The 23,885-nt window shown below is 52.9% G+C and carries 18 protein-coding genes; 6 read left to right on the plus strand and 12 right to left on the minus strand.

Annotated features, from left to right (window positions below; all coding sequences use genetic code 11):
- Position 1: 1 nt before the first annotated feature.
- Positions 2–2,737, minus strand: a complete 2,736-nt coding sequence (locus tag R8G34_07710) for a molybdopterin-dependent oxidoreductase (protein MDW3222761.1) — start codon at positions 2,735–2,737, stop codon at positions 2–4.
- 191 nt (positions 2,738–2,928) lie between these two features.
- Here R8G34_07710 and R8G34_07715 point away from each other — a divergent pair, with 191 nt between their 5' ends.
- On the plus strand, positions 2,929–5,328 hold the full coding sequence (locus tag R8G34_07715; protein MDW3222762.1) for an ATP-binding protein: 2,400 nt from the start codon (positions 2,929–2,931) through the stop codon (positions 5,326–5,328).
- Positions 5,325–6,056, plus strand: a complete 732-nt coding sequence (locus R8G34_07720) for a response regulator transcription factor (protein ID MDW3222763.1) — start codon at positions 5,325–5,327, stop codon at positions 6,054–6,056. The genes R8G34_07715 and R8G34_07720 overlap by 4 nt, the downstream gene beginning before the upstream one ends.
- A 641-nt stretch (positions 6,057–6,697) precedes the next feature.
- Here R8G34_07720 and R8G34_07725 read toward each other — a convergent pair.
- The 3 genes from R8G34_07725 to R8G34_07735 all read right to left on the minus strand — a co-directional run bounded on the left by R8G34_07725 (position 6,698) and on the right by R8G34_07735 (position 10,046).
- Complete coding sequence (locus R8G34_07725) at positions 6,698–7,000, minus strand: helix-turn-helix domain-containing protein (GenBank protein ID MDW3222764.1); 303 nt, start codon at positions 6,998–7,000, stop codon at positions 6,698–6,700.
- A gap of 834 nt (positions 7,001–7,834) precedes the next feature.
- The gene (locus R8G34_07730; protein ID MDW3222765.1) at positions 7,835–9,094 is read right to left on the minus strand and encodes a class II D-tagatose-bisphosphate aldolase, non-catalytic subunit; all 1,260 of its coding nucleotides are present in this window, start codon (positions 9,092–9,094) and stop codon (positions 7,835–7,837) included.
- Position 9,095: 1 nt separating this feature from the next.
- Positions 9,096–10,046, minus strand: coding sequence for a sugar kinase (locus tag R8G34_07735; protein ID MDW3222766.1), 951 nt, complete (start codon positions 10,044–10,046; stop codon positions 9,096–9,098).
- A gap of 114 nt (positions 10,047–10,160) precedes the next feature.
- On the opposite strand from R8G34_07735, the gene R8G34_07740 reads away from it, so the two are divergent.
- Entirely contained in the window at positions 10,161–11,204 is a 1,044-nt protein-coding gene (locus R8G34_07740; protein ID MDW3222767.1) for a LacI family DNA-binding transcriptional regulator, read from the plus strand.
- 72 nt (positions 11,205–11,276) lie between these two features.
- Here R8G34_07740 and R8G34_07745 read toward each other — a convergent pair whose 3' ends face one another.
- Positions 11,277–11,660, minus strand: a complete 384-nt coding sequence (locus tag R8G34_07745) for a hypothetical protein (GenBank protein ID MDW3222768.1) — start codon at positions 11,658–11,660, stop codon at positions 11,277–11,279.
- 385 nt (positions 11,661–12,045) lie between these two features.
- On the opposite strand from R8G34_07745, the gene R8G34_07750 reads away from it, so the two are divergent.
- Positions 12,046–13,041: a zinc-dependent alcohol dehydrogenase family protein gene (locus tag R8G34_07750; protein ID MDW3222769.1), complete on the plus strand. Its 996-nt coding sequence runs from the start codon at positions 12,046–12,048 to the stop codon at positions 13,039–13,041.
- Positions 13,042–13,164: 123 nt separating this feature from the next.
- Here R8G34_07750 and R8G34_07755 read toward each other — a convergent pair whose 3' ends face one another.
- The 6 genes from R8G34_07755 to dctP form a co-directional block, all read right to left on the minus strand.
- On the minus strand, positions 13,165–13,329 hold the full coding sequence (locus tag R8G34_07755) for a hypothetical protein (GenBank protein ID MDW3222770.1): 165 nt from the start codon (positions 13,327–13,329) through the stop codon (positions 13,165–13,167).
- Positions 13,330–13,408: 79 nt separating this feature from the next.
- The gene (locus tag R8G34_07760) at positions 13,409–14,926 is read right to left on the minus strand and encodes a malonyl-CoA synthase (protein MDW3222771.1); all 1,518 of its coding nucleotides are present in this window, start codon (positions 14,924–14,926) and stop codon (positions 13,409–13,411) included.
- A gap of 2 nt (positions 14,927–14,928) precedes the next feature.
- Positions 14,929–16,176: a malonyl-CoA decarboxylase gene (locus R8G34_07765; protein ID MDW3222772.1), complete on the minus strand. Its 1,248-nt coding sequence runs from the start codon at positions 16,174–16,176 to the stop codon at positions 14,929–14,931.
- Positions 16,173–17,489 (minus strand): TRAP transporter large permease, encoded by a 1,317-nt coding sequence (locus R8G34_07770; protein ID MDW3222773.1) that lies wholly within the window; start codon positions 17,487–17,489, stop codon positions 16,173–16,175. The genes R8G34_07765 and R8G34_07770 overlap by 4 nt, the downstream gene beginning before the upstream one ends.
- Entirely contained in the window at positions 17,489–18,037 is a 549-nt protein-coding gene (locus tag R8G34_07775) for a TRAP transporter small permease (GenBank protein ID MDW3222774.1), read from the minus strand. The genes R8G34_07770 and R8G34_07775 overlap by 1 nt, the downstream gene beginning before the upstream one ends.
- A gap of 75 nt (positions 18,038–18,112) precedes the next feature.
- Positions 18,113–19,099 (minus strand): TRAP transporter substrate-binding protein DctP, encoded by a 987-nt coding sequence (gene dctP / locus R8G34_07780; GenBank protein MDW3222775.1) that lies wholly within the window; start codon positions 19,097–19,099, stop codon positions 18,113–18,115.
- A 140-nt stretch (positions 19,100–19,239) separates the two neighbouring features.
- Here dctP and R8G34_07785 point away from each other — a divergent pair, with 140 nt between their 5' ends.
- Together R8G34_07785 and R8G34_07790 are read left to right on the plus strand one after the other, a co-directional pair.
- Complete coding sequence (locus R8G34_07785) at positions 19,240–19,887, plus strand: GntR family transcriptional regulator (GenBank protein MDW3222776.1); 648 nt, start codon at positions 19,240–19,242, stop codon at positions 19,885–19,887.
- An 840-nt stretch (positions 19,888–20,727) separates the two neighbouring features.
- Positions 20,728–21,633, plus strand: a complete 906-nt coding sequence (locus tag R8G34_07790; GenBank protein ID MDW3222777.1) for a hypothetical protein — start codon at positions 20,728–20,730, stop codon at positions 21,631–21,633.
- A gap of 77 nt (positions 21,634–21,710) precedes the next feature.
- Here R8G34_07790 and R8G34_07795 read toward each other — a convergent pair whose 3' ends face one another.
- Positions 21,711–23,795, minus strand: a complete 2,085-nt coding sequence (locus tag R8G34_07795) for a hypothetical protein (protein MDW3222778.1) — start codon at positions 23,793–23,795, stop codon at positions 21,711–21,713.
- Positions 23,796–23,885 lie beyond the last annotated feature (90 nt).

The raw sequence follows: 23,885 nt of genomic DNA on the forward strand, positions 1-23,885 counted from the left end.
CTCAAACTGGCTCCACGTCAACGCTGCTTTCATGCGCAAGCTGGTTTGCGTTCCATTTGAATAGCTTAAAGCCCAGATGTCCCCAACCACCGGCAAGTTCCAAAGGTTGGATCAGGGTTGCCATAGTATTGTTCATTGGCTTCATCTGTTCGTATTGATGCGGCTCCCAGCCATGTTCCATCATGATCGACGTGTCGGGCATGCTGGGGTAAAACTTGGCCTGCGCGAAAAACTCGCCGATGCCGTTGAAAACCCGCACCTTCGAACCGTCAGTGATACCTTTTTGCGCCGCCAGTCTCGGGTTGATGTAGATGTTGGGCTCACCCCGTTGCAGACGCATCATGAACTTGTTCGAGCGCCAGTTGGAATGGATACCCCATCGGGTGTGCGGCGAATAGAAGCTCAGCGGGTAGTTCGAGGCTTCTCGACCCGCATGGTGGCGCGCTGTCGGCACCACCGCACCGAGTTTTTCGAAATTCGGGTGATCACAATAGAACGTCACCCGACCTGTCAGGGTGTCATATGGTTTTTTGTCCTCGGTCTGGGCGACGAACGGATTATAGGGTTCATCCACCGGGATCGGCTGATTGTTCCCGCCCTGAGCGTTCATCACAATGAAGCCTTGCTCGGCGGCTTCCTCCAATGTCACACCGCCCATTTCGGGACTGTTGTCGACAAGCCATTTCGTAGCGTCGTAATCCGTCATTAACGCGCCGTTCATCGTGTAATCATCATGGATCGTGTGCAGATCGCGGGTTACCCCGCCATCTTCGTACCCTTCAGTGATGCCCCGCGCGATCGCCCGTTCCTGGATCTTCTTGGAGAGGTGCGCCATGATTTCCCAATCGGGTTTGGCTTCACCAATCGGGTCCACCGGACGTGAGAACACGTTGATGAAACGGTGAAATCCGACGGAGCGCAAATCCCAGGCCTCATAGTGGCTGGCGGCGGGCAAAAGGTAGTCGGCCCATTGCGCCGTTGAATCCATCCGCACGTTGATGTCAACGAAAAGCTCTTTGACCTCTTCGAGGATGCGCTCACGGTATTTGTCAGCCGACTTGTTCCGGCGGAACTTGTTATCCGCAATCGAGATCAGACCTTTGACATCGCCATTGTACGGCATCCAGCCTTCCGAGATGCTTTCATTGATCATCTCTTCCATCTCGTCGAGATCGAATCCGACGCGGGCTTTGAGCTTTTCATTGTCGAAATGCTTGCGCGCATGATCAATCAAGTGACCGCGCTGAAATTCGGCCATGCCACCGGGTTCGAGACGAGGAAACTTCTCAAAACCAAAGAGCGCGAGGCTCAGCCAGGGTCCGTGGTTCCAGTCGATCCAGGACGTATCAACCCCACCGGTTTTACCGCCATGGCCGGTCAAGCTCAGCATCAGCGCTTGGGCCCAGCCCGTGTAGATACCGTTGGAATACCGTCCTACGTTAAAGCCGAGCATCAGGATAGCTTTTTTGGCATTCGCAAATGCGCGCGCCTCTTGGCGCAGCATCTCAGGCGCAATACCGGTATCAGCTTGCGTGGCTTCAGGCGTATATTTCGCCGCCTCGACTTTGACCTTCTCAAAAACGGTTGTGACCTCGATCCCATCAACGGTGAAAGTGCCTTCGAGGGCTGGATCGACACCATCCAATGCGATGGTTTTTTCTTCAGCACCCATGCTGCCTTTCAGAAGGACCGCGGCACCCGAATTCAGATCCCAGTGATAAAAGTTCTGATCCGAGCCGCCATCGACCAGATCCGCTTCACGCAGCATCTTGCCATTGTCGGTGCGCACCAGAACCGGCAGGTCAGTCTGTTCCTTCATGAAATCGGGCTTAAACAGACCTTCCTCAATGATCACCTGCACGAATGACATGGCGAGGAACGGGTCCGCGCCTTGCTTGATCGGCATCCAGAGATCGGCGTGGATCGATGAGGGGTTATAATCCGGCGCAACAGAAACTATTCGTGCACCATTCCACTTGGCTTCCCAGATATAATGAGCGTCCGGTATCCGGGTTGCGTTGGGATTGAACAGCGACATCATGATGTAGTCTGCGTCAAACCAGGCATCCGATGTGAAACTCTCCAACGGATTGCCATACGCCAGATGCGCGCCGGTGTTCAGATCACCGACGTCGGTGAAGATGTCGAGTTGTACGCCCCCGACGAGCGATGCAAATCGGTAAGGCGCCGCAAATCTCACCATAGAAAGGTTACCCGAGCCAGTATGGGTCATGAGGTTACCCGGGCCGTATTTTTCGAAAATGTCGATTATTTTGTCGGCAATCTCTTCGGTGATCTCGTCCCATTCCATGCGTTGCCACTTGCCTTCGCCGCGCTCTCCCACACGCTTCATTGGGTAGCGCAAGCGGTCACCTTCATACATGGCGGCCGAATGGATCGCGCCTTTCTGGCACCCGCGCGGATTGGCATCTGGCACATTCGGATTGATTTGCGGATATTTTGCAAGCTGTTCTTCGCGGATAACGATCCCGTCTTTGACGTAGACATCAAAGGCACAGTTCCCGACGCAGTTTATGCAATGCGCAGCCTTGCCGATCTTGTCCCAGGTAAATTCACGCCGATAAAGATCTTCCCAGTCGCGGTAGGGATAATCTTCACCCAAAGTATCTTCGATGGGCTCCAATCTGTTAAGCGACCAAGCCTTGTTGGCGGCGAATACTCCGGCCCCTGTGATCGTTGTGTTTCGCAGGAACTCTCGACGCTTCATGCGCAGCATGTCCATCCTCCCCCTATGGCAATGCGTCCATCGAATTTGGACGGATACTTGCGACTCAGCGTAGCGAAGTCAGAGAAATCAAAGGCTGCAAAGTTGTTATGAGATGTTAATCAAATGTAAACAAACCCGATCCGGGGTTTTCTGAGACGCCATAAAATGCTGTAATTCAAGGGCAAGCTTCGTCTGGGAGGATGATCGCAACGATCAAGAAGCACATGCCAAAGGATCCGGATCACATTGTTTCGCCCCCCCGCGGGCGAGATCACCGCATCGACGCGCTCGTAGGGTTTCTGGACCAGCGCCTCGACATGCTGGTGGAAAAGTCCATAGAAATCGCAAAATCAAACGGCTACGCACCCTTTACCACAACCATTCGTGCAGCTTGGGTTCAAGCCATCTTAAGTGTTACCGAGAGTCTGGGGAAATACATCCGCAGCAGCGTTGATACACCCCATGGGCCACTTGCCACACTTGATTATGCAGCGGATCCCCGCTTTGCCCGAATGCGGCTGATTGCAAGGCAACACCGGTCCAATGGCATCACTTTGCAGATGTATGTTGGTTTGTTCAAACATTTCCGTAACCTCTATTTAAGTGAGCTTGCTCGATTGCCAGGCGGTATCAGCGCCGAGGAAACTGCGCGGGTGCGTGACTTCTTTGATGAAACGGAACTAAGCATAGCCGCCGATTGGAACGCCAAGGGAGACAATCAAAGGCTGCGCGAACTGCAAGACCGCACACGGGCCATAACCTTGGACAAGGACCTCTATTTTGCGGTCTTTGAAAGCCTGCAAAACCCGGCTTTCCTTTTAGATCGGGTCCAGAATCTCGTAAATGCGAACCAGGCCTCTGCCGAACTGTTTCTGGGACGCGATGCTCAGGCCGGCGACATTATCTACTTGCGTTCAATGCGGCTCAGAAAAAGCTCCCTGCAAAACGTGATCAACCAGATCATGGAAGCTGCGCAATCATCAGAACAGCCGATTTGGCTGGAAACCCTGGAGGGTCTGCGCTGTTTCGACGTGCGCACCCGCGGGTTGCACGATGCCGTCGAAAACACCGCTCTGGGGCACGTCGTTTTGCTCAACGACGTTACAGCTCACCATCGCCGCGCCGAAGAAGCTCAGCAATCCGAGCAAGGCATGTCAAGGTTTCTGGCAACAATGAGCCACGAGATCCGGACACCGCTCCACAGTGTGCTGGGGGCTGCGGAACTGTTGCGAACTGCGGATCATGCTAATGGCGAGACATATCTCGACGTGATTGAAGGAGCGGGCAAAGCTCTTTTACAGACGCTGAGCAATGTGCTGCACTATTCGAAGTTTGAAAACGAAGCGCCCTTGCCGCGACCGATTTCGATAGACTTGAACGAAGAAATACGGACGTTTGAACGCAACGCCGTTGTTGGAGGCAATACTCTCAAGAGCCGCCTAAGCTTTGATATTGCGAAGGATGTTCCGAAATCTGTCTATATCGACTGGGGCATGACGCAGCAAATCTTGAGCAATCTGGTGTCAAATTCGCTGAGAGCGGACAACGGCGACGGTGTTGTTGTGTCAGTCCAACGGGTCGAAGCGTCTGATAACGCTTATGTACTGCGCTTTGAGGTGCGTGACCAAGGAACAGGTATCCCGGAAACGGCGGCAGCTGCGTTTTTTCGTCCTTTCGCGCAAACGACCGCGCGCGATACCGCCGGCGGCGGTTCAGGACTGGGCCTCGCGATCGCGCGCCACTTGACCGACGCCATGGGTGGTCAGATCGGATATGACAACCTGGAGTCGGGCACTGTCGTTTGGTTCGAAATCCCTTTCAAGCCATGCAGATTGCGAGAGTCGCGTGTTCTGCACAAGTCCGACCCTTCCGAATTAGCAATGAACGGCGTGAATTCCTGCTTGCTGGTTGACGACGATCCCATCGGCGTGATCGTCACGGCACGCCAACTGGAGCGTCTCAGTCTGTCGGTTACAAGGGCCGCCTCGGTAAAAGAAGCAAAACAACAGGCTGCTGAGGCAACATTCGATATTTTCATTGTTGACTATTTGTTGCCCGACGGTGACGGCCCCGGGCTGGTCAAAGACCTGAAACGGCACGGCAACGGTCGCGCCAAATTCTTGGCGCTGACTGCCAACGTCGAGGCGCTTGCGGGATGCACCAACGATTTTGATGAAGTGCTCGCCAAACCAGTTGGACAGGTGCACCTTTCCGCGGCCATATTCGGATCGGGGTCTCGCGTACTCCCTTCCGAGGAGAGCATGCGGGCCGGTTTTGATGGACTCTGGGGGCTATCGCCGAAAACCGTTACCGCGATGATCAACACGTTTTCCTCCTCTTGGGAAGATTTCCGGGCACAAATGCAGACTGAAAGCCCTGCATTTTCAAAACATGATTTGGCGCTGATGTCGCACAGACTTGCCGGTAGTTGCGCAATCATGGGTATCGTCGAATTGGAAGCTGGGCTTCGCCGGCTTGAGTCGCAATGTCTCAGCGAGACAGACACAATCAATCTGGCCGACTTTGTGCCTGAGCTTGACAGGGACCTCGCGGACCTGGCGTCTTGGCGGCGGTTGAACACCGCATGGCCCACCGAATGAGCGAACTCTACCGCCATAAATCAAAGACGCATGATGCCATCAAAAGCGCCGTGCTTTGCATCGAGGATGATCCAATTGTTCAATTGATGCTGGACGATATCGTTGGCGTTGCGGGCGCGGATTGTTTTGTTGTCGGCACGGCGCGTGAGGCAGAAGAACATCTCTCCAACAGCACGTATGATCTGGTTTTATTGGACCGACAGTTACCAGACAGTGACGGGCTATTGCTCATTCAGTCCATCAAAGAAACCAGCGACTGCCCGATTATCGTCCTTAGCTCAATGAATGAAACGAGAGACAAGCTTCTTGGAATTGGCCTCGGTGCATCCGAATATGTGACCAAGCCCTTCAATCCATTGGAATTAAGCACGCGCATACGACAATTGTTGCACGCAAATTCCAGTTTGAACGCGGGAATCGATAAACGCGTTTTCAAAAGAGCGGGCATTCAATTTGATCCCGGCACGCGAAGTTTAAAATTCGGTGGCGGCGACCGGGTTTTTCTGGCACCGGCAGAAGCGCGGTTGCTCCATATCCTTATGTTGAACGAAGGAGAGGTTCAAACCAGGGATCAACTGTCCCAATTCGCGTGTGGGCGTGAATGGTCTCCGGGCGACAGGACTATTGATGTGTTGATAAACCGATTGCGCCGCCACATACAGGCAACGTTCGCCGAGATTGTAACGGTCCATCGGACAGGTTACCTCCTTATTATTACTCAAGATTAAGCTTAGCGCGTCAGCCGAACTCAGCGACAGCGGATCCAGTCGCGTATCTCACATAACGACACCGTTGGGTCTTGCGAAAGAGATCGGATCCACCGATTTCAGCACTGCACAGGGCGTTTCCAGTCGCGCACAGTACGGAATTTGGAAGATGCACAACACTAGAGTGCGTCCGGAATAGCTTTGGGATCGCCATCGCCCTTGTAGACGTGGCGCTGATAGGCTTACCGCCCATCGGACCCTTGTGATCGCTCGAGCTCGCGCTTGAGATGCGCCGTCCCGCCTCTGGAAACGTGCTGCTACCGTGATGGCGCATCTCTAAAACACCCTGTCAATAAAACGAGATGACCGTGTTCCGTAGCCAAGCCTGGGTTATCCACGCGACAGAGTTGCGGAGATGTCTGCTTCGAGAGCGGACATATCTGTCAGTGTTGTTTCAGTATGGCGGGTCAATAAGCCACTGATCTGAGAACGCAACGTGGTAAAATTGGTCGCCAAGATCGCCTTACTTGTCCCACGCAATGCAACGGCGCCATACCGACGACCGCGTTCCATGACCTGGTTGGTTTTTGGCGATCCACCTTATTAATTTGAGCGACGATTAGGTTTTCGCATGCGGCGAGGTAGACTGTTTCGCCTGTCTCCTAGGACAGATGCAGCAATGCCAATGCACTCATCTCACGCAGGTTCAAGCTATCGACGGAGTCGCGGCCAACCTGCCAAGTCTTGAGAATTGCCGCATTAGACTTGTCGGGACTGTGTTTCACATAACTGCTCGTGATCAGCGTTTGCAGCAGGCGAAAGGTATTCGATTTAGTGAAGCCCATCTCCTTGGAAAGCGCCGTAACGCCCTTGCCTTTTCGGGAGGCCGGCAGGTTTTCCAGAATCGCGAGGCCCTTGGACAGGGTGGATTCGATTGTCGGTTTTGTAGGTGCGTCTTTTGTCATCGGACAAGTTTTCTTCGCCCGAAACCTCCGCGGTGATCGAGGACAAAACCGGCGTACAAAAAGTGTTGTTTGCTTTGCCGGTTTGCGCAAGTTCAAAATGCGCATGCCGCATGGCGCATAAGTTCCGAAGCCAAAGCCATTGGCGTTCTAGCAGGGCGAAACGAGCAGATAAGGACAGGATAAGTAACAGCCTCCCCAATCCGTCCGTCGCCGCCGATGGCGGTCCTAAAAGTCGCTTTCTATAACTGGATAATAGTCGTGAAGCGGATCATCAACAGGTACACGAGCCTTGAGGTCTGCTGCATCGCGGGCAGGCCAATCATGCACTAACATTCAAAGTGCACCACTCAAGTGGCGCTGATCAATCGGATAAAGAGTACAGAGACTTAAGGAAAAAATGTCCAAGGAAAGCGATGTCGTTCCGAACGGCGGCGCAGTCATTTGAGCGGCACGCTTGGTGTCTTTCTCCACAATTCAATGCTCTTGAGTGTGTTCTTGGCCACTATTGGGCTTAGAATACGCTATTTGAGATTGAACTGCTGTTTCAGAGTGCCGTGATGCCTTCAACTCGGATGTTCGGACGCGCGTGTTCAACGTGCTTTTTGGCCCCTTTGGAGCCACAGTTGCGGCTTGTGTCAGTGATCACTCAGGCATCATTCATCAGCTGATCTCACCGAACGTGGTTTGCGCAATCGCATGGAGAAAGTACGCAACTTCTTCAATCGATGTCGAGACCGGAATAGTCTAAAGTGTCATTGTCACATAAAAGCGCCTCGTTTGAGATCCGCATGTTTTTCGAAGTCGTGTACATGGTAGACGCCCCTGCTAACCACGCTACTGCGATGTAAACCCTGCTGCTTTGAAATATCTGCTGAGGCAGCGCTGCACGTGTTGTTCTATCAAAGTGCGCGGGCACGTTGGCGTCTCGCCAAAGTCCAGCCCCATGAAAGCCTGAGAGACTAGAGTTTCTGGGATCGATTTGGATGTAAGTACGCCCAGCATCCGATCCAATGCAGAGGCAATCTCCGGGTTTGTCCAGTAGTAACGAATCCGATCACTGTAGCTGTAGACCTTCAGGATGTTGAGTTCTTCTTGGGTGCCACTGTAATACCCCTGCCAATAATCGGGCTTAGCACTCATTTGCTCATCAATAATATCTTTTATCCCCGAAGGCTGTGCATCGGTAAACTTTTCTTCAATGGAGGCCAAGGCCCAGACCGCCTCCCGAAAACGGAAGGTGAGTTCAGGGCCGACTTTGAGAAAGAAAAAATGGTTTTCGACCAGATCGCTCAGAGCTTTGGTAGATTGATAATCGGTCGAATGCGCCTCAAAGGTCAGTCTATCTTCGGACAGGATTGCCTCGCTCAATGGGCGCGCTTTTTCCGGCGCAAATGGGTAGATCGACGTATGTCCAAAGTCGACACCCGGCTGGGTAACAACAGAAACGATACGCGACCATGCGGCGTCTAAGCCCCGTGCAGCCCACGCATCGCGGTGCGTTTGAATCGTTTCGCGAAAACGCGCTACGGAAGTCACATCAAGCGAGTCTGGCTCCTCGGTTTCGCCGCCCGGAATGGGAACTTCAGTTCCGATGATGTAGATCAGTTCATCGGGCTGGAGCGCATGGGCTTCGGCGACCGCGCAAAGATCGGCCGCTCGTTCGGCGATTTGTGCGAAAGTTGGAGTGGGTTCGCCGCCACAAGCCATGCTGGTGTCGAGGTGAATTTTCTTGAACCCAGCCTGCACATAGGATTTCACCAACTCACGTGATTTATCCATGGCGATATCCAGCGGCTCCGCCTTCCAGACATTCGGGCCAAGGTGGTCACCACCCAGGATCAACTGGTCCATCGGAACGCCAGCCTTTGCAGCCATTTCACCAAGCCATGCGATGAAATCCGCCGCCGTCATTCCGGTGTAGCCACCATATTGATTGACCTGATTACAGGTGGCCTCGATCACGGTCGGGAAGCCGGTTTGTTTGGCATAAGACAGCACGGCACGCAAAACGTATTCGTTGGCCGTACAAAAACAAGGCAAACCTATGGCTTCGCCTGCGCGGTTGCGTGCAATCATGTCATGGACAGCGCTCATGCTATGTTCTCGCCGTTTGAAGTTTCAGGAAAGCGGTGATCTCTGCCGGGCTGGAATTGCCTTCCATGGGACCACGTCGTGTTACAGCAAGAGCGCCAGCCGCATTGGCGCGCTCCCCCGCATCCTTGAGTGTTCCACCCAACGCCAGCAGAGAAATAAAAGTACCACCAAAACAATCGCCCGCCCCGGTTGGATCAATCTCTTCAACCGCGTGCCCAGCGTATTCGTGACGTTCGCTGCCACTTATGACTGTCGCACCGGCAGAACCGCGCTTGATGACAATAACTTCAGCCTTTGACGTCAACAATTGTTCGATTGCCTCCTCTTCTGACAGATCTGGAAACAAGAACTTCAGATCGCTGGTACTGGGCATGAGGTAAGTGCTCCGTTCGATTGTCTCGGTCAGCGCGATGCGGACTGCGCCGTCTCGCATAAGTTCCGGGCGTGCATTCGGGTCGCAGCAAATCTTGCCACCTGCTGCATCGACGCGGCGGAGCGTTTGCATGATCATGTCGCGCATCTTGGCGTTACCGAGCGATGCAGCAGACACGTGAAGGATCGTGTTCGCCGGATCCAAGAGCGTTTCCGGGACAACGAAATGATCGGACGCGGTGTTGGCCATATGAAATATGAAGTCGCGCGTTCCATCGTCATAATAAGACACGAACGCAACGCCGGTCGTGTGATTTGCGTGACGTGTGACGCCACTTGTTCCGACGCCATCGGCTTCCAGGCGACTCAATACGGATTGACCAAAACCATCCTTGCCAACGCCGCCGACCATTTCTGTCCGCGCGCCCATTCTGGCGGCCTGATCAAGGAAAATTGCAGGCGCGCCGCTGGGATACGGGCCTGAATAGTCACTAATCTTGCTCAATCCACAGTTTCTTTGGTGCGAGACAAACTCCACGAGTAGCTCTCCGATTGCCGCGATGGCGGGTGTTTTTCCCATAGGGTTCATCCTTTTCAAGGGAAGACTTAGGGAATTTTTTTGCACATGTCAAAAAACGTGATATACACCTGCTGAACATTGCAGCTCCAAATGCAAGGCAACCGAGTTGGCCGCATGAGTAAACCTAAGATCCACACCATGAAAGAGCTTTCCAAGGTCATCGCAATCTCGCGACCGACCTTGGCCCGCTACTTTGAAGATGAGTCCAGCGTCTTGCCTTCAACAGCAAAAAAGATCAAGGAGCGCTTGGGTGAAGTCGACTACGTCTACAACTTCCTTGCGACACGGCAGAACCGCAAGTCGACGGGGCTCGTTGGGGTCGTGATCCCATATTTTGAGGATCTATTCTTCGCGAGTTTGCTTGATTCCATTGAAGTCGCGGCGCGCGCAACTGGGCTTACAATCATCACTCAAAGTTCGCACGGAGACCCGGATCTGGAAGCGGAGGCAATCCGCAAGCTTAGGTCGATGAACGTCGATGGCGCAATCGTGGCGCCTCTTGGCAATGACGGCAATTATGCCACTTTTCGGGCAGCCAGTGAAGATTTTCCCATTGTTTTTGCAGATTCCTACCCAGATGGACACCTGCCTAACGCCGACTTTGTCGGCACAAACAATGCAAACAGCATCGGTCTCGTGGTCGACTATTTAAGTCGAACCGGCGCACCACCTGTGTTTTTGGCGATGCCACAACTCAACTCAAACGCGCTTGAACGTCAAAATGCTTACTTCACAAGAATGCGCGAAGATGGTCGCGATGGTGCGCTTATAGAAACGCCCGGAAATCTGAAATCCTGGCAGTTCGAACGCTACGGCTTTGAGGTGATGGACGATCATTTCAGCCATGGCAGGTATGTTGATGCGACGATCTTATGCGCCAATGACCGCATCGCCATTGGAGCAATTCGGGCCGCCAACACTCATGGACTTTTCTTTGAGCGACACGGTGAGGCGCGCGGGCGTTTGCGCATCGCGGGCCATGATGATCATCCATTGAGCCGATACACTTTCCCGGCGGTAACAACCGTTGCGCAGGAAGTTGAAAAAATTGGTCAGGACACTGTGGAGCTTTTGGTGAATCGGGTGCGCAATGGCAAGGATGGCGAGGGCATTAAGCGCCTCAGGGATGGTGCGCTCAAGGTGCGTGAATCGGCTTGAACATGTATCATTTCGCAGTTGGCTTTGGAAGATTTTTTGCCACGTGCAAAAACTTGGACCTTCTGTCTTGGGCTATAGATTTCTTGCATGCGCCAAGCGCAATAACCCAATGCCAATCAAAAAAGACCACGGTTGATCTCTACGTTCGGGATCATCCTTTTTGCGGACATTACATTTACATTTGTGGAAAAAATCCCAAGCGCGACTGTGAGTCATGCCGACATGATCGCCAAAAAAGAGAGCGCACCAGCTTGAGAAGAAGCGATAGGCAACATCATCAACCGCGTGGTTCAGGAAAGCTACATACTGCACCGGCGCTCGCTTACTGGCATCGTTTTCAATGCTGGCTTCCTCAACTTGGGGTTCATCGGCGGCTCCAACAAACTCAACAAGGCATAAAAGACTGGCTTGCTCCTTTGAACGGACTCGCCGTGGATGCGGGCTATGTCGAAACAACCGGCATCTTCTTCTCTACCCCACGGGATTATCGAAACCTTTCGCCAGTTGACCTTTTACCGGTCAACTCATCAAAACGGAATTGTCTCGCAGGTAGGGAAGCTATGAACGCGTGGCCAATGTCAGGAGTAACCTGGGTATGCATGCGCAGCGGTTCAGGTTGCGATGGTTTGATCATCGTAGCAAAACTGACAACTGGACATCCTCACCGTTGCCACAAAAGTTGCAAAATGCAATCCGCAATCGTGGCTGAACCAGCGCAAGTTCTACGGCGATTTAGCAAACAACTCAGCTTTCCAGAGTTGTTTTCAACATTGGCCATCTGTGACCTGGTCAGTCGTTACACGAAAAATATCCCGTTCCAATTTTCGAGGACAACAACATCATGAAAGCCATAGTTTTCACTGGGAAGAATGACGTTGATTTCACGAAACTGCCTGATCCAAAACCGGGTGCAGGCGAAGTCGTGGTGGAGGTGAAGGCGAGCGGTATTTGCCACACTGACTACGAGGTCCTGAAGGACAACTATGGCACGGGCGCGTTTCCGGTTGTGCCAGGTCACGAGTATTCCGGTGTTGTCATCGAAGTCGGATCAGGGGTGACAGGTGTTAGCACAGGCGACCGTGTTGCCGTCGACCCAAATCTTGAATGCGGATCCTGCCGGGCGTGCCGACGCGGATGGGCACATCTTTGCACACGGCTTGGCGCATACGGCGTGACGACGCACGGTGGTTTCGCGGAGCTCAGCCTCGTGAAAGCCTCCGCAGTGCATCCAATCGGTGACATGAGCTTCATGCAGGCGGCCCTTGCCGAACCGATGGGTTGCGTATTGAACGGAGTCGATGCGGTGCACGCCCCTTGGATGGAAGAGGCTCTCATTTTTGGCGCCGGCCCTATGGGATTGCTTATGGGCATGGCATTGAGAGCAGAAGGCATCTCAAGAGTCGCCTTTGTAGATCTAGCGGAAAGTCGGCTGGAACTCGCGTCCAGTTTCGGCTTTGATGCGATCGCAGCCGGATCAGGCGAACTGCAAAACTGGCATCAAAGAGCCGATCTGGCCGTAGAAGCCACGGGTGTGCCGGCGGTTGCCTCGATGCTCACGAATTACATGGCAAACGGTGGCAAGGGATTATTCTTTGGCGTCTGCCCATCTGACGCAAAAATCGAGATTTCCCCTTTTGAAGTGTTCCGCCGGCAGCTGACACTCGCAGGTTCTCACTCCCTCAACCACAACATTCCCAGATCTCTCGATATCATTGCGGGTCTTGGTTCTGACATTGACCGGGCCGTCTCACATCAATTGCCACTCAGCGACATCTCACAAATTCTCGCAACCAAGCCGCCAAAAAACAGTTTGAAAATTCAATGGGTGCCGAATTGAAACCTTGCGGATTTTCGAACGAAGGGTGTTGAAACAGTGAATTTTTCGCCCTTTCAATGCATCAACTGGTTTACCTCAAACAATGTCGACGCTTCCGTTTGCCTAGTAAATAACCCACCATAGTCAAGCTTGGTACTGAGCGCCCGCTTGATCGACTTGAAAATCCTGCATGAATGCCAACCGCACCTCGATCCCCTTCAGCCCCTTTTTGCTGACACTCATCCGCTCGATGGATAGGCAAGGAACGCATCCGTCGGGGCGCACGATATCCGGTTCAAGGATGTTCATGCGGGCTCTGTGCATAGCTGGCCGTGATCTGAGATCTACGATTGCGAGATCCGCGCTGCCAATACCCGGTTCAGCAAGGTCATGCGGGCGCAAAGAGGTCTTTGTAGTTTTCACGAAGGGTCTTTTTTTGAACTTTGCCCATTGTATTTCGGGGCAGTTCGGGCAGCACGATGAGCCTCTGTGGATGCTTGAAACGCGCAAGCGATGTCGCGATGTTGTTCTTGATTGCATCAAGATCGAGGTCTGCGCCTCCTTCGGCAACAAGCACGCCAACCACAGTCTCGCCGAAATCAGGATGGGGGACCCCGATAACGGCGCTCTCCAAGACACCGGATTCCTCATCCAGCAGCAATTCAATTTCTTTCGGGTAAATGTTGTATCCACCTGAGATGATCAGGTCTTTGTTGCGCCCGACGATGTGCAGGTATCCCTCTGCATCAATCTGACCGAGATCGCCGGTAATGAAAAAGCCATTTTCGCGCAGTTCTTCGGCGGTTTTTTCCGGCATCTGCCAATAACCCTTGAAGACATTAGGGCCACGGACCTCGATTTCGCCGATCTCCCCTTGCGGTATGGATGCTCCGGTATTGCTGTTGGTAACCTTTATCTCGACACCGGGAAGCGGAAACCCAACCGTCCCGGCACGGCGTTCGCCTATGTAAGGATTGGACGTCGTCATGTTTGTCTCGGTCATACCGTATCGTTCGAGAATACGGTGGCTGGTGCGGTTCTCGAACTGCGAGTGAGTTTCCGCCAGCAAAGGGGCGCTGCCAGATATAAACAATCGCATGTGCTGCGCCAGATCCTTGGTGAATCGTTTGTCCTCCAGCAGGCGTGTGTAGAAAGTTGGGACACCCATCATCGTTGTCGCTCGCGGCATACATTCAATCATTGCATCCATATCGAATTTGGGAAGGAACAAAATTTTGCCACCAGCCCGTAGCATAATGTTGGTGGCAACAAACAATCCGTGCGTGTGAAAAATTGGTAGCGCGTGCAGCAGCGCATCATCAGAAGTAAACTGCCATAGTTCGGTTAAAACCTCACAGTTGGACAGCAGGTTGCCTTGTGTCAGCATCGCCCCTTTTGAACGCCCCGTCGTTCCCGAAGTATACAAGAAAGCCGCCAAATCATCTTCGGTGCGATCCACAGTGGAAAACGTTGACGGCATCACTTCGGCTTGCAGTGCAAAACTGCCGCTCCCATCGCTGTTCATTGTCTCAAGCGCTGCGCCTGTTGCCCTCGCGACGGGCACAAGGGCTTCGGACCGTTTGCCATCACAAAGGATCACGCGCGCACCGCTGTTTTCGACAAAATACGAAACCTCATCTGCGGTGTAGGCCGTGTTCAGTGGTAAAAAGACGATGCCAGCCTGAACACAGGCTGCGTATACAGCCAGCGCCTGCGGAGATTTGGCAATCTGGACTGCTACCCGGTCGCCTGCACTCACGCCTAATTGGGTGAGAACATGCGCGTACTGTGCGGCAAGCTCCAAGTATTCGTTATGCGTCATCACGGTGCCGTCTGCCAACTCAAGAAATGGCGTAGTCTTACCCCGGTGTTGCCCGAAAAGTGTATCATACAAAGGGTTTGTCATTATCAATCTCCTAGGCTCTTGTGTGTCACCGATCCACTCAGCGCTCTGACGGCAGCAGAAGCGACTACAGTTTTTTCGCCGACGAACTGTTCGTGATTTTGCGATATTTGGGACAGATCATAGAGGTAGTTGACCATCGTTCCGTTTGACTGTTTGCGCCCGTTCCTGGAGGTGTCCGCATTGGCATGAACGGCGTGAACCATGGCGCCGTTGCCCAGGTGGAACCTTGCGACAGGATCGAACGGCATACCGTCCGAGCGCTTGGCTTCCAGCAGATAATGGGCGGCCAGGGACTGGTGATCATTACTTTTCAAAACTTCGAGGTCAGTCTCGCCAATCCACTTGTTCAGGTTTGGAATCGGGGAAAGCGTCACAAAGGTCGAAAGACTTGGCAAGTCCTTGGCAAGATCAGCGACCACCTGCTTTATGAGTGAGTTGCCAAAGGAGATGCTTGCAAGCCCGGCTTGACAGTTCGAAATAGAATAGAAAACAGCAGTGTCTGCGTCTTCGGCCTCAATCGCTTCGCGGCCATCAGCGAGCAAGTCCTGCACAGAATTTGGCACGCCTTTTGTCAGAGCGACTTCAACAAAAATCAGCGGCTCATCCGCCATTGATGGGTGGAAAAACCCGAAGCAGCGGCGGTCATTTGGTTTCAATCTTCGCCGCAAATCATCCCAACTGTCGATTTCATGCACAGCTTCGTAGGCGATGATCTTTTCCAGAATGTCCGCCGGGCTCGCCCAGTCGATCGGGCGCAGGACCAGAAAACCCCGGTTGAACCAAGACGCAAACAAATGCCGAAAATCCACATCGAGCGGTTCAAGATCCGGATGCTCCCTGATCATGCCAAGTAGGTCCTTTCGCATCTGAACAAGTTGCCCAGTCGCACCGGGCACCTGATTCAAGCGTCTTGCGAGTTCCTGACGCCGCGGTTCACAAGCAGCGGCAAAGGCACGATAGCTACCTTTGCCCGGTTTAGCTTTGTAAGCTTGCAGCGAACTGATGACATCAACGGGATCAATTTCCAGCTCATGGGTCATGAACTGAAAGAATGCCGTCTTTTCTTCTTCCGTCATGCCCGCGTAACGATCCAGGATATTGCGAGCAAGGGTAACCCCGGACACCTCTCCCTGGCTGCTGAGCAAGGCTTCGCAGAGGTCTTCTGTCGTCCTTCCATCGACCTCGTTTGAAAGCGCTTTCTGATAGCGCCGTTCAAAAACTGTTGAAATCAATTCGCCGAAGTAGCTCACACCGCTTCTCCCATTACGAAGTCAGGCAACCATGTTGCAATGCCCGGGAAAAAGCACAGCAGGATGATGGCGATCACCATGCAGGCAACAAACGGCAGTGATCCTTTCAGGATGGTCTTGAGCGAGATGTCTGGCGCAATCCCGTTGATCACATAGAGGTTCAGCCCAACAGGTGGGGATATCAATCCAATCTCCATATTGATGGTCAGAACAACCGCGAACCAGATCGGATCGAAGCCAGCTGTCGTAATGATGGGCAGCAGAATTGGCGCAGCCATCAAGATCACGGCAACTGGCGGCAAGAAGAAACCCGCTATAAGAAGGAACAGCATCACGAAGCCCATCAAAACCCAGCGGTTCACCTCCAGGGTCCCGATCCACTCCGCAATCGCCTGCGTGATGAACAGGCTCGACAGCATATAAGAGAAGACACCAGCCGCCGCGATGATGAAGAGGATCATCACGCTTTCCTTGGTACTGTCACGCAGGACTATCCACAGGTCTTTTGGATTCCAGAGCTTGTAGATGATCATAGCGATCAAAAGACAAAGCAATGCGCCAACGGCCGCTGTTTCAGATGGCGTGGCAACACCGCCATACATCGCGTAGAGCACGCCAACGATGATGAAGAGAAAGGGCAGAACACGGGGAAGAATTTCGAATTTTTCTTTCCAGGTGTAGTTCCCTGCATTCAGCAATTTTTTGTCACCCGACTGCCATGTCGAATAGAGCGACCAGATCATAAAAAGCAAAACCAGCATCAAGCCCGGCAGAACACCCGCGAGGAACAAACGTCCAATCGAAGTCTCGGTGGCGATCCCGTAAACAATCATCGTGACGGACGGAGGGATCAAGATACCAAGTGTTCCGCCAGCAGCGATCGAGCCTGCGGCAACACCGTCGGGATATCCTCGTTTTCGCATTTCGGGGATACCCATCTTGCCAATGGCCGCACAAGTGGCGGGACTGGAACCCGACATGGCTGCGAACAATGCGCAGGCGCCAAGGTTCGAAATAACCAGGCCACCCGGGACCCGCGTCAGCCAACGTTCAAGCGCTTCATAGAGGTCGGCGCCTGCGCGTGTGGAGGCGATAGACGAGCCCATTATGATGAACATCGGGATGGCAAGAAGAGCGAAGTTGTCGAGCTTTCCGAATAGGATTTCTGGCAGCAGTTCGAGCGATCGCATCCCATCAAAAATAATCAGGAAGCCTGTCGAAACAATCATCAGACCGATGGCGACAGATACCCCGGAAAAAAGGACAAGGATGGTAGATACGGCGACGATGCCGCCCAGCAAAAGCGGATCCATTATACATCCTCCAAGCCAAAGGGCTTATCGATTTTCAAGATGACGGCGACCAGATCCGCAATAAGCTGCAGCAGCAAGAGGCCAAAACCAATCGGCAGGGCAAGGTAGGGAATCCACAGGCGAACGCCCCAGACGGTGTCGGATTTCCAGTTGCGCTCATAGGTCAGATGCCAATGCTCATACCCGTAAAAGAACAGCACTGCGACCATCGCAATCGAAAGCGACAGTGTTAAAAGACACAAAAAATACCTGGCTTTGCGGGGCAGCGACAAAGGGATCAAATCGACGTTGACGTGACCGCGAAGCCGCTGGACATAAGGAAGGCCGACAAGGGTAGAAGCAATTGCGAGATATACCACCGCCTCAGTTTGCCAGACCGTCGACGCGTTAAGTACGAAGCGTACGAAAATCATCTGACAAGTGATGGCAACTGCAGCAACGATCATGGCTGCGGAACACCATCCAGCGATTGTAGAAAGTACCGCGACGACACGCAGGAAAAGGTTGTTACCCGTGCGTGATGCCACGGCTGAGCTTTGGCCAGCCATGTCAGCTATCCTTCCAACACTTAGAATGAATTGGGATTTTGGGACGGCGGTCAGAGTGACAGCCGCCCCGAACGCTTATTCGACCGCGAGAGCCATATCCAGTAGCGCCTGACCGTCGGGCACTTCCGCCACAAACGACTTGTACGAAGTTTCCTGCGCAAGTGCGCGCCATGCTTCAAAGTCTGTTGCTGTCATTTCTGCAATTTCGACACCGGCTTTTTCAAAGACTTCTACCGAGGCTGCATCTTGCTTCTTGGCCTCTTCGAGATAGAATGCTTCCGCTTTTTCAGCTGCCGCCATCAGAGCCGTTTGCTGTTCTGAGGTCAGCCCCTCAAAAGTCGACTTGTTCATAAGCAGAGGCTGATACATGAACCACAGCGCGACGTCAGATGCCGGCGTGTAACATGCAGCCTGTTCATAAATGCGGTACGACACGAAAGAAGAGGAAGAGGTATTTGCAGCATTCAAAATACCCGTCTGCAAAGCGGAATAGATTTCCGAGGATGCCATCGACGTGATCGATGCATCGGCACCAGCGAGCATTTGTTCAAAGGATTTACCAGCCGCACGGGTCTGCAATCCGGCTACGTCGGAAGGTTTGGTGATGCATTTGTCTTTTCCGACAAAGCCGCCAGCAAGGTAGCCGTGTACCAGAACCATCACATCATCATCAGCCAGCTTTGCTTCCAGTGCCTCCATGAATGGGGACGCGCTCAGACGCGCGGCGTGGTCGTGGTTTTTGACCAGACCAGGCATCAGTGTCAGATTGAAAGCCGGTTGTTGACCACCAGCATAGCTCAGCGGCAAAACGGTCATATCCAGCAAGCCTCGGCTCAGGGGGCGATATTGCTCGCGGGGTTTGAACAGCGATTTCGATCCGAAAATCTTGATGTCAAGATCGACATCCGCTTCTGCGACGCCGTCAGCAACCATTTGTGCCACCTGGTGACGGATATCTTTGTTTGACCATTGGTGAGACAAACGAAGCTCAGTCGCACTCGCGACGGATGCAATGCCCATTGCCGCGACCATGGCCACTGTTGTTAGAAATCCCGGTTTCATAGTTTCCTCCCGTATGTAAGCCGACTCTCTTCAGGTGCGGCAATGGGTAATCATTACTTATTCTGCATCCGCAGTCAACATTCTTGTATACAATATTTTAATTCTTGCGTTCTTTCAGCGTTACATAGTATCGTATCTGTATGGAATTGAAGCGCGCAGACCAGATCGCCGAGACGTTGGAACAGCTTGTATTCCAAGGAGAGTACAAGGACGGTCAACGGCTTGACGAGATCAAACTTGCCGAGCATTTCAGCGTATCGCGCACGCCTATCCGGGAGGCGTTGCAAAGGCTCGTAATGTCTGGAATGGCAGAACAAATTCCCCGCCGTGGGGTCTTTGTTCGCCAGCCTGGCCCGGTTGAGTTGCTTGAAATGTTCGAGACCATGGCAGAACTCGAAGCTGCTTGCGGTCGTTTCGCTGCGGCTAGAATGACGGATGAAGGGCTGGACCGCTTGGCCGATGCTAATGCGAGATGCAAGGACGCAGTCGAACGAGAAGATGCGGCGGGTTACTACTCGGAAAACGAAGCTTTTCACAAGGAAATCTATCGCGGCGCGACGAACTCTTATCTACAAAATCAAGCTCTTCGGTTGCAAAACAGGTTGAAGCCTTACCGCAGAGTTCAACTGCGCTTTAGAGGCCGCATGGCACAGTCTCTTGCCGAACATGAAGCAATAATAGATGCGCTGAAAGCAGGTGACGCCAGACTTGCAGCAGACACTCTACGCTCTCATGTCACTGTACAAGGCGAGAAATTCCAGCAACTGATGGCAGGACTAAAGCACTGATTTCTTGACGTTCAGAGGTAGATGATGGCTGTTAGATTTGTAACCCGAAAGACTGGCGTGATTGAAAATTTCCAGTGCAAATTTAGCTGTTTAACGGCTGGATCAGACAAACTTGGCGTGAATGGTGAGGCTCAGGTGACGTTCTTCGGCGTATGTCAACACCCGCCCCCCAAAGCATCGCACCGCGTGAAAGACATGGTATTCACCCTTTAGACGGATCAGAGGGGCCAATTCTGAGCCGGCTCTGAGCTTACATTGTCCAGCGCATGCTTCCCATTAAGCTCCCACCAACACAGCGAAGACTTTCCGCTAATCGAGCATTTTAAGAAGCTCACTTCACGCGCGATCAAATGGAGCCACGAGCATTTCTGACTTTTAAACCTGCTGTTCTTGCCGGAAGCCCTGCAGTGGTCAGGAAATTGGGGTGTGGCAAAGAAGAGCACTGGGACGGGTGGTCCGGATGAGTTGCGCGCGCGTGCGGTGCACAGCTTCGCGATGCGTTGTGGCGGGTTACCGCGTATTTTAAACTTCCTATGACCCTCCAAGAAACTGAATTTAAAAGATATGAGGCACCCCAAAGACGTTCTGGTGCTCTTCGCAGATTATGCATCAGGTTGGGATAGCTTTGTACCTCGCACCCCGCTTTCATCACAGTTGACCAACGAACAATTTCTACTCAGGTGCGCGTCCGACACGGATAATATCATTCACGCGTTCGATGCTGCCAATCACAACAAGCTTTAAGAAACTGGCATTTCGTGGTAATATACAACTATTAGATGTAAAAAGTCCTTTTGAAATGCTGATTTTAAACAACTGCACCCGTTTTGAGGTGTGTGCATGACCCGAGACCTTGACTGGCGGCGGATCGGCGATGATCTCGCAACGCATTTGCATGAAACGCGCCAAAAACGCGGCGACTTTGCACGGCGCATCGGCATAACTGTAAATGATCTTGAGGCTGTTTTTTCGGGCCAACCGGTGCACATGTCGGTGGTTACCTTACTGTCAAAAGCGCTGGATGACGACTTTTCGACATACGCAACAGGCTTCGGAACGCGCAAACCGGCTTTTGATGTTCCTGCCAACGACCCCCCGCGTCAGTTGAGCACAGGAAGTTTCCTTCAGCATTCTTTTTCCTGCAATGACGGCCACCAGATCGAAACCGATCTGATTGTCATCCGCCATGATCCCTACAGCCGCAGGACACAATTCCTGTCTATGCCCGTGCACGCAGGAAACGAAGGCACCTTATATGATACGACTCAAGAGGGGTTTGTCTGGCACGCACCCGAAGCCGGAGCGACGCAATTTGTCGCGGAAATGCGTGGCCTGTTGAACGTCACGACGGTTGGGCACCCACAGGTTCGAATCCTCGAACCGCACGGTAGGATACTGATCGTAACTGGTACAGCGCAGCGGACGCCGCATGGTGGTGGGTCTGGTTATGTTCCCTGGGTAACGCCCGTTGTGCTTCATGATGTCAGGCTGCCCCAAACTATTCGAAAAAAACTGGCTGACGCAGACGATGTCATAACTTTGAAACAGCGCATGGAAAGCCTGGGAACGCAACTGCGACAGGACATTGCCAGTTTGGTTGATACCGACCCGTCGGTCTCTTTCGCACAGGATACGCTGTCGGCGCTCTGCCACAAGTTGTTCCCGAGCGTTGATCTGAGCGTCGTTAAGCGTCAGAAAGGCCCAAGCCCCAGCGCTCGCTCTGATGCCCACGCAAGAGCAAAGTAGCCCGGACAATCCTGGGATTTTCACCGACTGAAATCTTTGCCGCACCGTGCCTGGCTTTCGCACGCGCCATTACGTGGTTATTCGGCCGGCGCTTTGTCTCTTCGGGCTCTGCGCGCCGGGAGGACAACACGTTTCAGAATGTGCAACAGTACCACGGGAGACACCAAGACAAGAAACATTGCATCTTGAAGCCATAGTTTGATGTGTCGCTGTTCGTGTCGGTCTTCCTCGTCATAGCTTCTGCGGATTCTGTCGCGATCAAGAAGCCAGATGAGACCAACGAGGGTGGCAGGCACCAGGAACGCCGCGATGGCGAGCGTTATCAGAAAGGGATCAGGCATTGGCGTACTACTGGCCAACATAGCTAAGGTTGCGAAAACGCACGACACAGTCGCCAGCCTTCTGAAGTGGTCCTTGCAATACACGATACCGTCGTTTCGCAACGGCGCCAATCTGTCATTGGTTTCACGTACGTGCTCCCGTGGCGTTTTTGGCCGGTCAGGCAGACTGACATGTTCGGTCTGCTTTACCATCTTGTCACGAAACTTCGCTTCTTTCACGACCGTCGACGCGACATATGTACCATAGCACGCAGCGACAGGCGCGTACCAAAGAGCTGCCATGGCCTCATTCGGATAGAACTTCTGCAAGATCACGAGTGAGAAAAGCGTCGATATCAACGGAAAGACAAACAACATGACGTTGTCCGATATCGTGAGTTTTGGCGTCTGATTTCGGCGGCTTGAAAGCGTTGCGCCAAGAATCATGTTCGCCACGACGAAACCGCTGAGAAAACAGGCGCTCAACATACAGAGCGAAAAAACGAATACGATCCACACCGAAGAGGGGCTGACAAAATAGAAAATACCCGTGATCAGAAAAGACAACGCAAAGGAGATAATCACCAGCCAAGGCGCGATTTCTGTCTGATCCGTTTCCCCCCGTTCAAGTCGAAAACCGAGGTATTCAAGAAGCACTCTTGGCGAGGCGGTGGATCGCAAGGACATCAGAACGATGATCTTCAGCACATCATAATAGAGGTCAGTACTCCGGGCGCTGATCTCCTTCAACCTGCCCAACATAAACCGCCGTAACTCTTCGTCGCTGTCCGAGAAGCCCTCGTCAACGTTCTTCACATTGTGCAGGATGTTATCAATGCGCGTGATCGCATATTCTCCGCGGGAGCGATCTCCGAAGTCTTCTCCAAATTGCTCACGCAACCGGGCAGCATCAATCTTGGAATTTGAGTTGTACTGATCAGCGTCAGCATCCTCGTTTGCGGGTTGCGTATAGTGAAAGCTGCTGAAGTCTCCGGCAAAGCGTTTCCCGAGTGTCTTGTCCAAAGTCTGATGCAGGCCGGCGATATCGCTGCGGATCGAGTGAAACTGTTCGTAGAGTTTGTCGAGGCCGCTGGAAAAGCGTGCATAATCGAACATTCGACGTTTCTCCGCGTCGAAACGGGACAAGCGATAGAGAATGATTGCAATGCGGGGATAAGTTTCCAAATAGCCTTCGTCGCGCTTGGTATAGATGTCGCCACGAAAGAGTGGCGGCCCTTTCCCGTCATTGTAATGCTCAAGAAAGGCGTCCACGATCTCTTTGCTGGGCGCGAAAACCTCGAACTTCTGGAGCAACATCATGAAAAGGTTGGTGGCGCGTGAAGGAATATCAGCCGACCGCTGAAGCGCAGAGCGCCAGCGTTCCTCGATCAAGGGGACACCAAGCAGCGCAATTGCCACCGCCAAACCCAACGAAAGTGATGACAGACTCCACCGCCCGACGTTTTCGAACCCCTCTTTGCAAACCGGCAAGCTTAGCTCAGGCACAGCACAGAGAAGTCCCAGCGCGCCTTGCGGTGTCCCGTACACAATAAAAAGTGTCGCTACGCCAAGCGACGCATAGGCAAGGACAAACAGGTGATATCGCACACGCGTCGTAAACTGGCTTGTCGGGCCATCGGGAAAGCCAACCGGCAGGTGGTTGTATTTCGACCAATCCGCAAATCGAGCGCTATACAACCAGTAGATGATCGCAAGCGCGACAAAGACCAGAAATACATGCTCGGATTCTGGGTAAAAATCAGACCGCAGTGAAAAGTCCAGATCAATCCACCATCCCAGAAGGCAGAGCAAAGACATGACAATGGCCGCAAAATAGTGCATCTTACAACTCATAGATGAAGGTATTTGTGGCGATGCTACCAGAATTTTCCATTTTGCGCCAATGTTGCTGTTTGGCGGCCATCACGATTT

The sequence above is a fragment of the Paracoccaceae bacterium genome (genome assembly GCA_033344815.1).
GTDB lineage: Bacteria > Pseudomonadota > Alphaproteobacteria > Rhodobacterales > Rhodobacteraceae > Roseobacter.

Coding starts and splice junctions, on each gene's coding strand:
- R8G34_07750 (MDW3222769.1), top strand. CDS start 12,046: ATGAAAGCCATAGTTTTCACTGGGAAGAATGACGTTGATTTCACGAAA.
- R8G34_07760 (MDW3222771.1), bottom strand. CDS start 14,926: ATGACAAACCCTTTGTATGATACACTTTTCGGGCAACACCGGGGTAAG.
- R8G34_07735 (MDW3222766.1), bottom strand. CDS start 10,046: ATGGGAAAAACACCCGCCATCGCGGCAATCGGAGAGCTACTCGTGGAG.
- R8G34_07755 (MDW3222770.1), bottom strand. CDS start 13,329: ATGAACATCCTTGAACCGGATATCGTGCGCCCCGACGGATGCGTTCCT.
- R8G34_07715 (MDW3222762.1), top strand. CDS start 2,929: ATGATCGCAACGATCAAGAAGCACATGCCAAAGGATCCGGATCACATT.
- R8G34_07710 (MDW3222761.1), bottom strand. CDS start 2,737: ATGCTGCGCATGAAGCGTCGAGAGTTCCTGCGAAACACAACGATCACA.
- dctP (MDW3222775.1), bottom strand. CDS start 19,099: ATGAAACCGGGATTTCTAACAACAGTGGCCATGGTCGCGGCAATGGGC.
- R8G34_07790 (MDW3222777.1), top strand. CDS start 20,728: ATGACCCGAGACCTTGACTGGCGGCGGATCGGCGATGATCTCGCAACG.
- R8G34_07730 (MDW3222765.1), bottom strand. CDS start 9,094: ATGAGCGCTGTCCATGACATGATTGCACGCAACCGCGCAGGCGAAGCC.
- R8G34_07775 (MDW3222774.1), bottom strand. CDS start 18,037: ATGGCTGGCCAAAGCTCAGCCGTGGCATCACGCACGGGTAACAACCTT.
- R8G34_07725 (MDW3222764.1), bottom strand. CDS start 7,000: ATGACAAAAGACGCACCTACAAAACCGACAATCGAATCCACCCTGTCC.
- R8G34_07785 (MDW3222776.1), top strand. CDS start 19,240: ATGGAATTGAAGCGCGCAGACCAGATCGCCGAGACGTTGGAACAGCTT.
- R8G34_07720 (MDW3222763.1), top strand. CDS start 5,325: ATGAGCGAACTCTACCGCCATAAATCAAAGACGCATGATGCCATCAAA.
- R8G34_07770 (MDW3222773.1), bottom strand. CDS start 17,489: ATGGATCCGCTTTTGCTGGGCGGCATCGTCGCCGTATCTACCATCCTT.
- R8G34_07740 (MDW3222767.1), top strand. CDS start 10,161: ATGAGTAAACCTAAGATCCACACCATGAAAGAGCTTTCCAAGGTCATC.
- R8G34_07795 (MDW3222778.1), bottom strand. CDS start 23,795: ATGCACTATTTTGCGGCCATTGTCATGTCTTTGCTCTGCCTTCTGGGA.